The sequence below is a fragment of the Actinoplanes sp. HUAS TT8 genome (assembly GCF_051380535.1).
Lineage (GTDB): Bacteria > Actinomycetota > Actinomycetes > Mycobacteriales > Micromonosporaceae > Actinoplanes.
The window spans coordinates 6391594-6405471 of sequence record NZ_CP195646.1; the positions used below are offsets into that span (position 1 = coordinate 6391594).

Genomic DNA, 13878 nt, shown 5'->3' on the forward strand with positions numbered 1-13878 from the left:
CGGTAAAGCATCACTTCTGATGCATCAAGAGTGATGTATTCTGCCGGCATGACCCCGGTCGAGTTGATCCTGCTGTCCCGCGCGCTGCTCAAGATCGGCGAGCAGTCCCTCCCGGCCCCGGCGGGCGGCCGGACCGGCGGCGAGCGGGCCGTCGTGGTCGTGATGAGCGACGTCTACGCCCACGACGGCACGACGGTGACCGAGGTCGCGCGCCGCACCGGGCTGCCGCAGAGCGCGGTCTCGGGCGCCGTGGCCCGGCTGCGGGACGCCGGCTCGGTGCTGACCGAGCCGGATCCGGCCGATCGCCGCCGTCAGCTGCTGCGGCGCAACCCGGCGCTGTCCGAGCGCCGCCGCGCGGTGGCCGCGGCCGACATCCGGCCGGCGCTGGCCGCCGCGCTGGACGGCGCCGCCCCGCTCGACGAGATCCTGGCCGCGCTGGAGACCCTGAACCGGCACCTCACCCCGGCCGCGATCACCGGACTGACCGGCCCGGCCGCGGGCGAGCGGAAAGGGACGACCGGCTAGGCCGTGAGGCGGGCGAGGACGATCGGGGCGTCGAGGCCGGACCAGGAGGCGGTGAGGACGGCGTCGCCCGAAGCCTCCGAGGATTCCGGGGCCGCCGCGGATTCCGGGGTGCGGAAAAGCCACAAAGCGCCGTCCGCGACGTTGATCCGGGTAACGTCGTCGGTGCCGGGATCGGCGGCCGGTGACGCGGCCGAGCCGCTGCCGCGCAGCAGAAGGTGCGGTTCCCGCACGACCACCTCGCCGTCCCCGTGAACCTCCTCCACCGCCTGCTCGCCGCCGTCGCGGATCACGCCGGCCAGCACCTCCGTGAAGACCGGGTCGCCGGCCGCGTCGTAGACCCAGCGTGTACCGAGGACACCGTGTTCCATCGTGCCGACCAGGAATTCTTCGCCCCCGTCGAGGGGCGCGCCGCGGTAGGTCAGCGGGACGTGCAGCACCGGCCCGTCGCCGGCGCGGACCAGCATGATCTCCAGGCCGACCTCGCCCGCCGGGTCGTCGAAGCGGGCGGCCCCGACCCGGTCGAGGGACGGCTCGGGCGGTCCGTCGTACCAGGTCCGGGTGGGCAGCCAGGTGCTCAGAAGCTCCAGTTTGCCGGGGCGGATCTCGGTCTTGTGCAGCAGCGCCATGCCGCCCACCCTAGCCAGGACGCACATCGTGACGAACAGCACAGTTGACCGCGCGTGTCAGCATTCCACCGGTCCCCAGCGTCGAAAAGTCTGAGGATCACCGACGGTGAGGACGAACGCATGAACCGCAGCAAACTGTCACGCCTGGTAGCCGCAGGAGCGCTGCTGGCCCTCGTCGCCGGGTGCAACGACTCCGCCGGCCCGGCGGCGAGCGCGACGACCGCGCCCGCGGCCGGGTCCACCACCGTTGCCGCGACGCCGTCCGCGTCCGCGTCGGGCGGGACCGGTGTCGCCGGTGTCCCGGTCAACGGCACGCAGACCCCCGAGTCGGTCTCGGCCGCGCTGGCCGCCCTGCCGGCCGACATCCGCGCCCGGATCCCGCAGTTCCCGGCGGCGCCGGCCCCGTTCAAGGTCGAGCTGCCGGCGGGCGACAAGGCGGTGAACTTCCAGCGGATCCCCACCACGCATCGGGTCGCGTTCATCACGATCGACGACGGGTGGACCAAGGACCCGATGGCGATGAAGCTGTTCCAGGCCGCGAACGTGCCGATCACGCTGTTCCTGGAGGTGGACGCGGTCAAGGTGAACCCGGCCTACTTCACCGAGCTGCAGTCGACCGGCGCGGTGATCGAGAATCACACGCTGACCCACCCGAATCTGACGCACCTGTCCTACGAGGGTCAGAAGCACCAGATCTGCGGGGCGGCCGACGAGCTCGGGAAGCTCTACGGGCGGCGCCCGGTGCTGTTCCGGCCGCCGGGCGGCGCGTTCAACGGGAACACGCTGCGCGCGGTCAAGGAGTGCGGGATGAAGGCGTCGTTCACCTGGCGGGAGACCACCGACAAGGGGATCATCCGGTTCCAGGACGGCCGCCGGCACATCGCGTCGGGGGACATCATCCTGATGCACTTCCGCCCGGCCTTCGTGGAGGATTTCCTGGCCGTGCTGAACGTGATCAAGAAGGACAACATGACCCCGGCCCTGCTGGACGACTACATCCCGTGAGCCGGGTGCTCACGCCGTACCCCATCGAGGTCTTGATCGTGAAGGGGTGCCCCTCGATCGGAGGCACCCCTGCGTGAGCACTACAGGCCCATGTCCTTCGCGATGATCATCTTCATGACCTCGGACGTGCCGCCGTAGATGCGGTTGACGCGGTTGTCGGCGTAGAGGCGGGCGATCGGGTACTCGTTGATGAAGCCGTAACCGCCGTGCAGCTGCAGGCAGCGGTCGATCACCCGGTGCGCGACCTCGGTGCAGAACAGCTTGGCCGACGCCGCCTCGGCCGGGGTCAGCTCGCCCGCGTCGAGAGCTTCCAGGGCGCGGTCGGCGACGGCCTGGGCCGCGTCCACCTCGGCCTGGCACGCGGCCAGCTCGAACTTGGTGTTCTGGAACGACGCGACGCTCTGTCCGAAGACCTTGCGCTCCTGCGTGTACTTCTTGGCGAACTCGACCGCGGCCGCCGCCTGCGCGTAGGCGCCGTAGGCGATGCCCAGACGCTCCTGCGGGAGGTTCTGACCGAGGTAGGAGAAGCCCTGGTTCTCCTCGCCGAGCAGGTCCTCGACCGGGACGAGGACGTCGGAGAAGGCCAGCTCGGCGGTGTCGGACGTCTTCAGGCCGAGCTTGTCGAGCTTGCGGCCGACCGAGTAGCCGGGGAGCTTGGTGTCGACGACCAGCAGCGAGATGCCGAAACGGCGGTCGTCCGGCTTGGCCGGCGACGTGCGGGCGCAGACGATCACCCGGTCGGCCAGGACGCCACCGGTGATGAACGTCTTGGCGCCGTTGAGGACGTAGTGCTTGCCGTCCTCGGTCAGCTTGGCATTCGTGGTCATACCGGCCAGGTCGGAGCCGGTGCCGGGCTCGGTCATGGCGATCGCGAACATCATGTCGCCGCTGACGAACGACGGCAGCCAGCGCTCCTTCTGCTCCTGCGTGGCCAGCTTCAGCAGGTACGGCAGGCACAACGCCACGTGCACCCCGGAACCGCCGAACGAGACACCGGCGCGGGTCGTCTCCTCGTACTGGATCGCGGCGAACTTGAACGAGTCGATGCCGGCGCCGCCGAACTCCTCGGGCACCTCGATGCCGAACAGGCCGAGCTCGGCCAGCTTCTTGTAGAAGTCACGCGGGACCTCGCCGTCGTGCAGCCACCGGTCGTAGTGCGGCACGACCTCGGCCTGCAGGAACTCCCGCAGCGTCTGGCGGAACGCCTCGTGGTCCTCGTTGAAAATGGTGCGGCGCATCAAAATCCTCAGGGTGACTAGAGACGGCGTCCGCCGTCGACGTACAGGGTCTGGCCGGTGACGAAGGAGGCGGCGTCGCTGGCCAGGAACGCGACGACCTTGGCGATGTCCTCGGGGTGGCCGACCCGCCGCAACGGCGTGATCTCAGCTGCCTTGGCCTGCATATCGGCAGCGGAGACGCCGATCCGAGCGGCCGTCGCGTCGGTCATCTCGGTGACGATGAAGCCGGGCGCGACCGCATTGACGTTGATGCCGAACGGGCCGAGCTCCATCGCGAGCGTACGGGTAAGCCCCTGGATGCCCGCCTTGGCCGCCGCGTAGTTGGCCTGACCCCGGTTGCCCAGCGCGGACACGCTCGACGTGTTGACGATCTTGCCGGAGCGCTGGGGGACCATGTGCCGCTGGGCCGCCCGGCTGCACAGGAACGCGCCCCGCAGGTGCACGTTCATCACCAGGTCCCAGTCCGACGCGGGCATCTTGTGCAGCAGGTTGTCGCGGGTCACGCCGGCGTTGTTGACCAGCACGTCGACGCCGCCGAGCTCGGAGGCGACCTTGTCGAACACCGCGTCGACCTGCGCCTCGTCGGCGACGTCGCAGCCGAACGCGACAGCGGTGCCGCCGGCGGCCCGGATGCGGCCGACCACGTCGGCACAGTCGGCCTCGTTCAGGTCGAGCACGGCGACGGACGCGCCCTCGGACGCGAACTGCAGCGCGGTGGCCGCGCCGATGCCGCGCGCGGCGCCGGTGATGATGGCTACCCGACTCATAGAACTCCCTCAGAACGCGCTGATCCCGGTCAGCGCACGGCCGATGAGCAGTTTCTGGATCTGACTGGTGCCCTCGTACAGGGTCTGGACCCGGGCGTCGCGCATGAACTTGCCGACCGGGAACTCGTCGACGTACCCATACCCACCGAAGACCTGGATCGCCTGGTTGGCCGCCTTCACCGCGGCCTCGCTGGCGAACAGCTTGGCCATCGACGCGGCGGTGCCGAACGGCTGCCCCCGGTCGACCAGGTCGGCGGCCCGCCAGACGAGCAGGCGGGCGGCGTCGGTGTCGACCGCCATCTCGGCCAGCATCTCCTGCACGAGCTGGTAGGAGGCGATCGGCTTGGCGAACTGGGTGCGCTCCCCGGCGTAGGCGACCGCCGCCTCCAGGCACGCGCGGGCCAGCCCGACACAGCCGGAGGCGACCGCGATCCGGCCCTTGTCCAGCGCCTTCATCGCGATCTTGAAGCCGTCGCCCTCGGGGCCGAGCATCGCGTCCCCGCTGACGCGCACCCCGTCCAGGGTCAGCTCGGCGGTCGCCTGGCCGCGCAGGCCGAGCTTGCCCTTGATCTCCCGGCGGATGAAACCCGCGCTGTCGGTGGGCACGAGAAAAGCGGAAACACCTTTAGGACCAGGCTTTCCGGTACGGGCGAAGACCAGCGCGACCCCGGCCCACGTCCCGTTCGTGATGAAGATCTTCTCACCGCTGATCAGCCAGTCGTCCCCGTCCCGCTCGGCGCGGGTGGTCAGGTTGCCGGCGTCCGAACCGGTGCCCGGCTCGGTCAGCGCGAAACAGCCGAGCGTCTCGCCCGCGCACAGCGGGGGCAGCCAGCGGCGTTTCTGCTCGTCCGTCCCGTAGGCCTGGACGGTCTTGGCGACCAGCCCGAGCGTCACCGAGACGATGCCGCGCACCGAGGTGTCGCCGCGGCCCAGCTCCTCCATGACCAGCGCGTAGTCCAGGAAGTCGCCGCCCGAACCGCCGAACTCCTCACCGATTCCCAGACCGAGAAAGCCCAGCTCGGCCAGCTTCCCGACGATCTTCGTGTCGACCTGCTCGACCCGGTCCCACTCGCCCGCGTGCGGGACGACCTCGCGCTCCACCCAGTCGCGGGCCAGGTCACGAAGTTGTTCCTGCTCCTCCGAGAGGGTGAGGTCCACGGCCGGCTCCTAAATTGAACGCTGTCAGGTTTCCCAAGCCATGTTAACTTAACAGCGTTAGCCGCAACAACCGTCAGGAGCTGAACACATGCCGCGGCCGTCCACCCCGCTGCTCAGCCAGGCCGGCATCCGAGCCGCCGCGCTGGAGATCATCGACCGGGACGGGCTCGACGGCCTGAGCATGCGCAAACTCGCGACCGCGCTGTCGGTCAGCGCCCCCGCGCTCTACTTCCACTACCCCACCAAGGAACATCTGCTCGACGACGTGGCCGGCGAGATCATGGAGAAGGTGGAGGTCGACGCGTTCGCCCAGGGCTGGCGCGAGGGCCTGCTCGGCTGGGCCCGGTCCTACCGGGCGGCCCTGGCCGGGCATCCGAACATCGTCCCGTTCCTGGCCCGCGGCCCCGGCCAGCGCGACGCGTCGCTGCGCCGGGCCGACGCCGTCCACGGTGGCCTGGTCGCCGCCGGCTGGTCCCCGCGCGACGCCACGATGATCGGCGCCTCGACGAAATACCTGGTCGTCGGCGCCGCGATGGGATCGTTCTCGCGCGGCTTCGTCGACGACGTGCAGGTCTACCTGGACCGCTACCCGGCGCTCGGCGACGCGCACCGGCTCCGCGAGCACGCCGACCAGGTCGACCGGGACAGCTTCGAGTTCGCCCTGGTCACGTTCGTCGACGGCCTGGCCGCCCGGCTGACCGCGTGATCGTCTTCGCCGGCCGGCCGCTCGGAGGATCCGCGTGATCGTCTTCGCCGGTCTGTGCACGTTGGACATCCTTCAGCTGGTGTCGGCTTACCCGGCCGCCAACGAGAAGGTGACCGCTCTGGCCCAGACCGTCGCGGCCGGCGGCCCGGCCACCAACGCCGCCGCGACCGCCGCCCACCTGGGCGAGCAGGCCGTGCTGATGACCGCCGTCGGCCGCCACCCGCTCACCGCCGGCATCCGCGCCGACCTGGACGATCTCGGCGTCGACCTGATCGACCTGGCCGCCGACGACAACGCCCCGTCGGTCTCCGGCATCGTGGTCAGTGCCGGCAACCGCGCGGTCGTCTCGACCAACGGCGCCGGCCGCACCCTGACCGATCCCGATCTCGGCCTGCTGCTGAATGCGCGGGCCGTCCAGGTCGACGGCCACTACCCCGAGCTGGCCGTCGCCGTGCTCACCGAGGCCCGCCGGCGCGGCATCCCGACCCTGCTCGACGCCGGCAGCTGGAAAACCGCCACACCCGACCTGTTGCCGCTGCTCGACGTGGTCGTCTGCTCGGCCGACTTCCGGCCGCCGGGCGTGACCGACGTGCCCGCCTACCTCGCCGGTCACGGCGTCCGCTGGATCGCCGTCAGCCAGGGCGAAGGGCCGATCCTGCGCTGGTCCGGCGGTCGGCTCGTCCCCCAGCCGGTCCCGCCGGTCACCGTGGTCGACACGCTCGGGGCGGGCGACGTGCTGCACGGCGCACTGACCGTCGCGGTCGCTCGCCGCTGGCCCCTCACCGACGCGACGTTCGCCGAGGCCCTCGACGAGGCGGCCGCGGTCGCCACCCGTTCCTGCGCGTCCTTCGGCACCCGGGCCTGGATGTCCGCCACCCGCTGACCGACCACCTCACGTCGCCGAGCCCCGGCCAACATCAAAATCCAAGATCAAATTCTTCATTGCCCAGGTCCGCCGGGGTACAGACCGTCGCTCCCGCGGGGACCCTTCCGGGCTTCGCAGGGCGCTGGCGCGCCCAGAACGCGAAACCCTCCAGGGCGACGTGGTCGGTTGGTTGCGGTCAAACCACAAACCCCCGTGGACAGGTTCTGGAGGTCATCACCTCCGCGGGTGGGCGTGGTTCCCCCTCACACGGCGACCTCGGTCGAGGCGGCGCCCGACGGGACGGGCGTGGGACGGCGGCCCCGGAAGGCCACCAGCAGCAGGATTCCGCCGAGGAGGGTGGCCCCGGCCGCCGAGGCCGCGGTGATGTGCATGGCCGAGATGAAGGCGTGGTCGGCGGCCGACGCCAGGTCGGGGCGGTGCAGGACGTCGGCGACGGCCCGGGTGTGCTCGGCCGACGGTGACGCGGCGTCCCGGGCGGCGGCCGGCAGCGCGGCCAGCGCCGGGGCGATCCGGTCACGGTAGGCCGTGGTCAGGACCGTGCCCAGCACGGCGATGCCGAGCACGCTGCCGACCTGCCGCACGGTGTTGTTGACGGCCGAGCCGGCGCCCATCCGGTCGGCCGGCAGGACGGCGATGACCGCGGCCACCGTCGGGGCGATCGCGCAGCCCATGGCCACGCCGCTGACCAGGCCGACGGCGCAGAACAGGACGAGCGGGGTGTGCAGGCCGAAGCCGAGGTTGGCCAGGAACGCGGCGCCGACCACGAGCAGGCCGGTGCCGCTGACGACACCGACCCCGTGGCGCCGGGCCAGGCGGGCGCCGAGCCCGGAGCCGAGGGCCACGCCGAGCGCGCCGGGCAGGAAGGCCAGCCCGGTGCCGAGCGCGGTCATGCCGCGGGCGCCCTGCAGGTAGAAGTTGCCGTAGAACATCTGGCCGGTGATCCCGAAGAAGAGCGCGGCCAGGGCGACGTTGCCGGCGCTGAACCGGCCGTCCCGGAACAGCCGCGGGTCGAACGAGGGTTCGGCCGAGCGCCATTCGAGGACGGCGAACCCGGTCAGCAGGGCCAGACCGGCGAGCACGCTGATCCAGACGCGCGGGCTGCCCCAGCCGGTGTCCTGACCGGCTTCGATCAGTCCGTACGCGAGAAGGGCGAGCCCGCCCGTGGAGAGCACCAGCCCGGCCGGGTCGGGCCGGCGGCGGTGGGCCTGCCTCGGGTTGGGCACGTACAGCGCGATCCCGATCAGCGCGAGGACGACGACCGGCAGATTGACCAGGAACACCGAACCCCACCAGAAGTGGTCGACCAGCACGCCGCCGAGCAGCGGGCCGAGTGCGACGCCGACGCCGCTGGAGGCCGACCAGGCGGCGATGGCGCCGGCCCGGCGTTCGGGCGGGAACGTGACCCCGATGATCGCCATCGAGGTGGGCATCATCATCGCGCCGCCGAGGCCCATCAGCCCGCGGGCCAGGATGAGGCTCGTGGCGTCGCCCGCCCAGGCCGCCCAGACCGAGGCGGCCCCGAAGCCGAGCAGGCCGAGCACCAGGATCGTGCGGTGCCCGTAGCGGTCGCCGAGGGCGCCGGCGGCGAACAGCGCGGTGGCGAACAGCAGCGAGTAGGCCCCGACGGCCCACTGCAGCTGGCCGGGGGTGGCGTCGAGGCCGGCGGCCGGATCGGCCAGGTGTTCCAGGGCGATGCCCAGGATGCTCGTGTCGATCCAGATGAGCACGGCGGCGAAGACGAGCACGGACAGGACGGGTCGTGGCCGGGCCGGATAGATTGACAGGTCCCTGACAGTCATGTCGCCACTATCGTCGGAATGACAGGTACCTGTCAATAATGCGGGCAGCGCACAATGGTCCGGTGGAGTACCCGTTCGAGTGTTCGACCTTCCTCGTCCGGCACGCGTGGCTGTCCCTGCGCGGCGCCGTCGCCGAGGAACTGGTCCGCCATGACCTGTCCGTCGCCCAGTTCGCCTCGCTGCTGATGCTCGATCAGAAGCCCGGGCTCACCGTGGCCGACGTGGCGCGGGCCGTCTCCACCGCACGGCAGTCGGCCAACGAGATGCTGAGCGGGCTGGAGCGGGCCGGGCTCCTGGAGCGGCGCCCGCACCCGTCCGACCGCCGCTCGCAGCAGGTGTTCCTCACCGACGCCGGGCGGGCCCGGCTGGCCGAGGCGCAGCCCGCGGTCCGGGCCGTCGAGGAACGGCTGTCGGCCGGCTTCACCGCCGCGGATCTGGCCGTGGTGAACGCCTGGCTGACCCGGATGACCGAGGCCACCGGCACCGGCGTCGAGGAGATCGCGACCATCTAGGCGCGGCTCAGATCGCCGGCTTCCAGCCCAGGGCCGGGCCCAGGTGCTCGGCCATGTCGGTGAGGATCTGGACGTAGTCCTCGTGGTCGAAGGTGAACGGCAGGGCGAACGCGACCTCGTCGATCTCCCGGAAGGCGACATGCGCCTCCAGCCGCTCGGCGATCTCGGCCGAGGTGCCGACGATGTCGGGCGCGAACATCATCCGGGCCGGACCCTGCGGCGACGTCGTACGCGGGGTGCGCTGCTCGGCATACGCCCGGTACTTCGCGCGCTGGGCGGCCGAGGCCGAGTCGGTCGGGATGACGACCAGGCCCTGGGAGACGCGGGCGCGGTCGCCGTCCGGGTGGGCGGCGCGGAACGCCCGGACGTGCGAGAGCTGGATCTCGGCGAAGTCCTCCGACTCCTCGGCCTTGACGACACTGCTCGTGAGGAAGTTCATGCCGTGCTCACCGGCCCATCGGGCCGAACGCAGGGAACCGCCGCCGTACCACAGCCGGGAGGCGAGACCGGGGGCGTGCGGCTGGACGCGGTCGGAGAACTGCTCGAAACCGACGGCGCCCCGGAAGTCGGTGACGGGCTCACCCCGTACACAAGCAAGCAATCGCTCGACCCGGGCGTAGCTGAAGTCTTCCGCATCGGCCGTGCCGGGATAGATCGCGTCCTTGACGCGGTCGTAGTTCATCGGCGGGCCGACGCTGATGCCGGGATTGAGCCGGCCGCCGGTGAGCAGGTCGACGGTGGCCAGGTCCTCGGCCAGGCGCAGCGGGTTCTCCCAGCCGAGCGGGATGACCGCGGTGCCCAGCTCGATGCGGCTGGTGCGCTGGGAGGCGGCGGCGAGCACGGCGACCGGCGACGAGATGCCGAACTGCAGGTGCCGGTGCCGCAGCCAGGCGCTGTCGAAGCCCAGCCGCTCCCCCAGCTCGATGATCTCGAGGGTGGACTCGTGACCGCGGCGGGGATCCGCCTCGTCGAACAGACCGATGGTGAGAAAACCCAGCTTGCGCAGCATGCCCGCACCCTATCCCGGAGATGTGAACCACTTCGTGTTTACAAGATCCTTCATCTTTTCGCCGGGGTGGCTAGTCTGGGCCGATGTCCAGCCCCCGGACCCGTGCCTATCTGACCGCCGCGGCGGTCGCGGTGGTGCTCGCCGCCGGTGCCGCCGTGGCGTTCGCCCACGGGCGCGAGGCGGACGCGACCGCCGGCCGGTGGGTGACCCCGGTCGCCTCCTCGGCCGCGCCGTCCCCGAGCACCCCGGCGACCACCCCGCCCGCCGCGAAACCGCCGGCCGACCTGCCGGTGATCAAGTACACGGCCGGCCCGAGCGGCCTGCCCGCCGACCCGGAGCAGAACTCGACGGTCGCCGCGACCCAGGGCCTGCACCCGGAGAAGAAGGTGGCGCTCTACGACGCCCCGGGCGGCAAGCCGCGCGCCTTCCTGCCGTCCACGATCAGCGGGCTGCGCACGGTCGTGCCGATCGTCGAGCAGCGCGACGGCTGGGTCGCCGTCCTGGTCCCGTCGGTGAACCGGCGGATCGGCTGGGTCCCGCCCGGCGGCTGGACCACCGAGGCGCTGCGCGACCAGTTGATCGCCCAGCTCTCCAAGCACACGCTGATCTGGCTGCGGGACGGCCAGGAGCAGCAGCGGTGGACGGTGGCGATCGGTTCCAAGGCGACGCCCACCCCGGTCGGCCGGACGTATGTGATGGGCACGACCCGCATGCACGGCGAGATCTACCTCAACATGGACGCGCTGGTGCTCGGCTCGATCCCGGAGGAGCCGGAGAAGATGGCCGAGGTGTTCCAGCTGGCCCACACCGGCATCCACGCCTGGTACAAGAGCAGCGTCTTCGGGCACAACGTATCCAACGGGTGCCTCCGGATGCCCGGCCCGGCCCAGCAGAAGCTGGTCGGCGAGGTCGGCCCCGGGACACCTTTGACCGTCCTCGCCTGACCGCCGGCGTGGAGCCCCCGCTCAGCAGGTGACCGTCATGTGCGCGGGACGCCGCGCGCAGGTCAGCCGGGTGCGCGGGCGGCCACCGCTCAGACGTGACACCGAACAGGTCGCGCCCGGAGTGCGGGAGCGGACCGGGGCGCTGATCCGCGCCGCCGGGACCGGGCGGCGGGCCGCCACGATCGGGGCCGAGTGCAGCATCTCCTCGCGGACCAGGTCGAGCAGGTCGGGCATGGGCAGGCCGAGGGCCCGGCAGATCGCCGCCAGGATCTCCGACGACGCCTCCTTGGTGCCGCGTTCGACCTCCGACAGGTAGGGCAGCGACACGCCGGCCGCGGTGGCGACCTCTTTCAGCGTGCGGCCCTGGCGCTGGCGCACCCGGCGCAGCACCGATCCGATGACCCGGCGCAACAGTGGCATGTCGTCCCCTCCCCGCGGCCTGTGACGTCCATCCTGCCCTACTGGGCCGGATCCGCGAACAGTGCTACGGTGGGGGCAATCCGGAAGCCGGTGGCATTCCCCGCCCGGACATTTTTCACCACACCACGCGCCTCCTGAGCGCGTGACCACACCATACGACGCGCCACGAGAAGCGTCGCTTTCCATCCGGGCCGCTCCGCGCCCGTTCCAAGGAGCCACATCACATGACAGATCTCCGTACCCAGAAGAAACCGCAGCGTCAGCTGCCGACCGCACCGGAGGAGACCGTCGCCGTCGACGCTCTTCTCGACATCGTCGACGACCGCGCCTGGCTGCGCGCCGACGGCTACCTGCCCGGCCCGGACGACCTGCCGGTGGCCGTGGCCGACGTCCGCCGGCTGGGCCTGCGCCGGGGTGACCGGGTGACCGGTTTCGCCCGGGTCGGCCGCGCCGGCAAGCCGGTCCACCTGCAGGTCACCGCGGTCAACGGCCGCGAGCCGGCCGCGCGGCCGGACTTCTACCGGGCCACCGCCCTCTACCCGCAGGAGCGGCTGCGCCTGGAGACCGAGCGCGACGTGCTCACCACCCGCGTGCTCGACCTGGCCATGCCGATCGGCAAGGGCCAGCGTGCCCTGATCGTCGCCCCGCCCAAGGCCGGCAAGACGACGGTCCTGCACCAGGTCGCCAACGCGATCACCGCCAACCATCCGGAGATCCACCTGATGGCCGTGCTCGTCGACGAGCGGCCCGAGGAGGTCACCGACTGGCAGCGCACGACCAAGGCGGAGATCTGCGCGGCCACCTTCGACCGGCCGCCGCACGAGCACACCGCGGTCGCCGAGCTCGCCGTCGAGCGGGCCAAACGCCTGGCCGAGCTCGGCGAGGACGTGGTCGTGCTGCTCGACTCGCTCACCCGGCTGGGCCGGGCCTACAACCTGGTCGCCCCGGCCGGCCGCGGGCGCACACTCTCCGGCGGCCTGGACAGCACCGCCCTGCAGCCGCCGAAACGGCTGCTCGGCGCGGCCCGCAACCTGGAGAACGGCGGCTCGGTGACGATCATCGCGACCGCCCTGGTGGAGAACGGGTCGGCCCTGGACACCCTGATCTTCGAGGAGTTCAAGAGCACCGGCAACGCCGAGGTCAAACTGGACCGTTCGCTGGCCGAGGCCCGCGTCTTCCCGGCGATCGACCTGGCCGGCAGCGGCACCCGGCACGACGAGCTGCTGCTGTCGCCGTCCGAGCTGGCCGTGATCGGTCAGGTGCGCCGCGCGCTGGGCGGCCAGGAGCGCCGCGACGGCATGCGGCAACTGCTGACGCAGCTGCGCGGCACCGCGACCAACGCGGAATTTCTCCGCCGGGTGGCGCACTCTCTGGCGTGACCGCCCCGGATCGGTATGCTGGCGCCGAACCGATCGCCGCGGATCCACAGAGGACGCCGGGTCCGCCCAGCCCGAGGACGTGCGCGCGTGACCGATCCGACCGACGCCCCCAAGCTCGACACCACCGTCCCGCAGACCGCCCGGATCTGGAACTACCTGCTCGGCGGCAAGGACAACTTCGAAGTGGACCGTGCCGTCGGCGACCAGATCGTCGCCTCGCTGCCGCACTTCGCCACCCACGCCCGCCTGTCCCGGCAGTACCTGGTGCGTGCCGTGCGTTTCCTGGCCGGCGAGGCCGGGGTCACCCAGTTCCTGGACATCGGCACGGGACTGCCCACGGCCGACAACACGCACGAGGTCGCGCAGGACACGAACCCGTACGCGAAAATCGTCTATGTCGACAACGACCCGCTCGTCCTGGCTCACGCCCGTGCGCTGCTGACCAGCACCCCGCAGGGCCGGACGGCGTACATCGACGCGGATCTGCACGACCCGGAGCGGATCCTGGCCAAGGCCGCCGAGACGCTGGACCTCGACCAGCCGGTCGCGCTCATGCTGATGGGCATTCTCGGTCACGTGGAGTCCGACAAGGAGGCCAAGGAGATCGTCGACGCGATCCTGGCCCGCTTCCCCTCGGGCAGCTATTTCGCGATGTACGACGGCAGCGACACCGACCCGGACGTCCGCGAGGCCACCCGGATCTGGAACATCTCGGCCAACCCGAAGTACCACCTGCGTACGCCCGAGCGGATCGCCTCGCTCTTCGACGGCCTGGAGCTCGTCGAGCCCGGCGTGGTGTCGGTGACGCGCTGGCGTCCGGAGGCCGGCGCGGCCGACGCTCCCGAGATCAGCCAGTTCTGCGCGGTCGGCCGCAAGTCCTGATCGCTTCCTGCTGGTCGACTGT

At 71.4% G+C, this 13878-nt stretch carries 14 protein-coding genes and 1 pseudogene; 8 read left to right on the forward strand and 7 right to left on the reverse strand.

Going from position 1 to position 13878, the window contains the following annotated elements:
* The first annotated feature begins 48 nt into the window (after nt 1-48).
* The gene (locus ACSHV8_RS28580; protein ID WP_436520515.1) at nt 49-525 is read left to right on the forward strand and encodes a MarR family transcriptional regulator; all 477 of its coding nucleotides are present in this window, start codon (nt 49-51) and stop codon (nt 523-525) included.
* On the opposite strand, the gene ACSHV8_RS28585 is transcribed toward ACSHV8_RS28580, so the two are convergent.
* The gene (locus tag ACSHV8_RS28585) at nt 522-1151 is read right to left on the reverse strand and encodes a CG0192-related protein (RefSeq protein ID WP_436520517.1); all 630 of its coding nucleotides are present in this window, start codon (nt 1149-1151) and stop codon (nt 522-524) included. The two genes, ACSHV8_RS28580 and ACSHV8_RS28585, sit on opposite strands and share 4 nt — an antisense overlap.
* Before the next feature lie 120 nt (nt 1152-1271).
* Here ACSHV8_RS28585 and ACSHV8_RS28590 point away from each other — a divergent pair, with 120 nt between their 5' ends.
* Complete coding sequence (locus tag ACSHV8_RS28590; RefSeq protein WP_436520519.1) at nt 1272-2156, forward strand: polysaccharide deacetylase family protein; 885 nt, start codon at nt 1272-1274, stop codon at nt 2154-2156.
* A gap of 80 nt (nt 2157-2236) precedes the next feature.
* Here the strand turns inward: ACSHV8_RS28590 and ACSHV8_RS28595 are convergent, their stop codons facing one another.
* Genes ACSHV8_RS28595 through ACSHV8_RS28605 form a run of 3 tightly spaced genes read right to left on the reverse strand, consistent with a single transcriptional unit; the run spans nt 2237 to nt 5319 of the window.
* Entirely contained in the window at nt 2237-3394 is a 1158-nt protein-coding gene (locus ACSHV8_RS28595; RefSeq protein ID WP_436520521.1) for an acyl-CoA dehydrogenase family protein, read from the reverse strand.
* Nucleotides 3395-3411: 17 nt separating this feature from the next.
* The gene (fabG, locus tag ACSHV8_RS28600) at nt 3412-4161 is read right to left on the reverse strand and encodes a 3-oxoacyl-ACP reductase FabG (RefSeq protein ID WP_436520523.1); all 750 of its coding nucleotides are present in this window, start codon (nt 4159-4161) and stop codon (nt 3412-3414) included.
* Between the two features lie 9 nt (nt 4162-4170).
* Nucleotides 4171-5319, reverse strand: coding sequence for an acyl-CoA dehydrogenase family protein (locus tag ACSHV8_RS28605; protein ID WP_436520525.1), 1149 nt, complete (start codon nt 5317-5319; stop codon nt 4171-4173).
* 88 nt (nt 5320-5407) lie between these two features.
* On the opposite strand from ACSHV8_RS28605, the gene ACSHV8_RS28610 reads away from it, so the two are divergent.
* Together ACSHV8_RS28610 and ACSHV8_RS28615 are read left to right on the forward strand one after the other, a co-directional pair.
* Nucleotides 5408-6025 (forward strand): TetR/AcrR family transcriptional regulator, encoded by a 618-nt coding sequence (locus tag ACSHV8_RS28610; RefSeq protein WP_436520527.1) that lies wholly within the window; start codon nt 5408-5410, stop codon nt 6023-6025.
* A gap of 34 nt (nt 6026-6059) precedes the next feature.
* A complete protein-coding gene (locus ACSHV8_RS28615; RefSeq protein ID WP_436520529.1) occupies nt 6060-6908 on the forward strand; it encodes a PfkB family carbohydrate kinase in 849 nt (282 codons plus the stop codon).
* 245 nt (nt 6909-7153) lie between these two features.
* Here ACSHV8_RS28615 and ACSHV8_RS28620 read toward each other — a convergent pair whose 3' ends face one another.
* Nucleotides 7154-8710 carry an MFS transporter gene (locus ACSHV8_RS28620; protein ID WP_436520531.1) on the reverse strand — a complete coding sequence of 519 codons (1557 nt, stop codon included), beginning with the start codon at nt 8708-8710 and terminating at the stop codon, nt 7154-7156.
* A 62-nt stretch (nt 8711-8772) separates the two neighbouring features.
* On the opposite strand from ACSHV8_RS28620, the gene ACSHV8_RS28625 reads away from it, so the two are divergent.
* Nucleotides 8773-9222, forward strand: coding sequence for a MarR family winged helix-turn-helix transcriptional regulator (locus tag ACSHV8_RS28625; protein ID WP_436520533.1), 450 nt, complete (start codon nt 8773-8775; stop codon nt 9220-9222).
* A gap of 7 nt (nt 9223-9229) precedes the next feature.
* On the opposite strand, the gene ACSHV8_RS28630 is transcribed toward ACSHV8_RS28625, so the two are convergent.
* On the reverse strand, nt 9230-10231 hold the full coding sequence (locus tag ACSHV8_RS28630) for an LLM class flavin-dependent oxidoreductase (RefSeq protein ID WP_436520535.1): 1002 nt from the start codon (nt 10229-10231) through the stop codon (nt 9230-9232).
* An 83-nt stretch (nt 10232-10314) separates the two neighbouring features.
* On the opposite strand from ACSHV8_RS28630, the gene ACSHV8_RS28635 reads away from it, so the two are divergent.
* A complete protein-coding gene (locus ACSHV8_RS28635) occupies nt 10315-11175 on the forward strand; it encodes a L,D-transpeptidase family protein (protein ID WP_436520537.1) in 861 nt (286 codons plus the stop codon).
* 206 nt (nt 11176-11381) lie between these two features.
* On the opposite strand, the pseudogene ACSHV8_RS28640 reads toward ACSHV8_RS28635, so the two are convergent.
* Nucleotides 11382-11595, reverse strand: a pseudogene (locus tag ACSHV8_RS28640) (helix-turn-helix domain-containing protein); the annotation flags it as partial.
* Nucleotides 11596-11819: 224 nt separating this feature from the next.
* Between ACSHV8_RS28640 and rho the strand changes: the two are divergent.
* Both rho and ACSHV8_RS28650 read left to right on the forward strand, forming a co-directional pair.
* Nucleotides 11820-12974 carry a transcription termination factor Rho gene (gene rho, locus ACSHV8_RS28645; protein WP_436520538.1) on the forward strand — a complete coding sequence of 385 codons (1155 nt, stop codon included), beginning with the start codon at nt 11820-11822 and terminating at the stop codon, nt 12972-12974.
* A gap of 87 nt (nt 12975-13061) precedes the next feature.
* Nucleotides 13062-13856, forward strand: coding sequence for an SAM-dependent methyltransferase (locus tag ACSHV8_RS28650; RefSeq protein WP_436520540.1), 795 nt, complete (start codon nt 13062-13064; stop codon nt 13854-13856).
* Nucleotides 13857-13878 lie beyond the last annotated feature (22 nt).

Bases quoted from the DNA above. Each gene is read 5' to 3' on its own strand.
- ACSHV8_RS28580 (WP_436520515.1), top strand. From the start codon at position 49: ATGACCCCGGTCGAGTTGATCCTGCTGTCCCGCGCGCTGCTCAAGATC.
- ACSHV8_RS28610 (WP_436520527.1), top strand. From the start codon at position 5,408: ATGCCGCGGCCGTCCACCCCGCTGCTCAGCCAGGCCGGCATCCGAGCC.
- ACSHV8_RS28635 (WP_436520537.1), top strand. From the start codon at position 10,315: ATGTCCAGCCCCCGGACCCGTGCCTATCTGACCGCCGCGGCGGTCGCG.
- ACSHV8_RS28595 (WP_436520521.1), bottom strand. From the start codon at position 3,394: ATGCGCCGCACCATTTTCAACGAGGACCACGAGGCGTTCCGCCAGACG.
- rho (WP_436520538.1), top strand. From the start codon at position 11,820: ATGACAGATCTCCGTACCCAGAAGAAACCGCAGCGTCAGCTGCCGACC.
- fabG (WP_436520523.1), bottom strand. From the start codon at position 4,161: ATGAGTCGGGTAGCCATCATCACCGGCGCCGCGCGCGGCATCGGCGCG.
- ACSHV8_RS28630 (WP_436520535.1), bottom strand. From the start codon at position 10,231: ATGCTGCGCAAGCTGGGTTTTCTCACCATCGGTCTGTTCGACGAGGCG.
- ACSHV8_RS28620 (WP_436520531.1), bottom strand. From the start codon at position 8,710: ATGACTGTCAGGGACCTGTCAATCTATCCGGCCCGGCCACGACCCGTC.
- ACSHV8_RS28590 (WP_436520519.1), top strand. From the start codon at position 1,272: ATGAACCGCAGCAAACTGTCACGCCTGGTAGCCGCAGGAGCGCTGCTG.
- ACSHV8_RS28585 (WP_436520517.1), bottom strand. From the start codon at position 1,151: ATGGCGCTGCTGCACAAGACCGAGATCCGCCCCGGCAAACTGGAGCTT.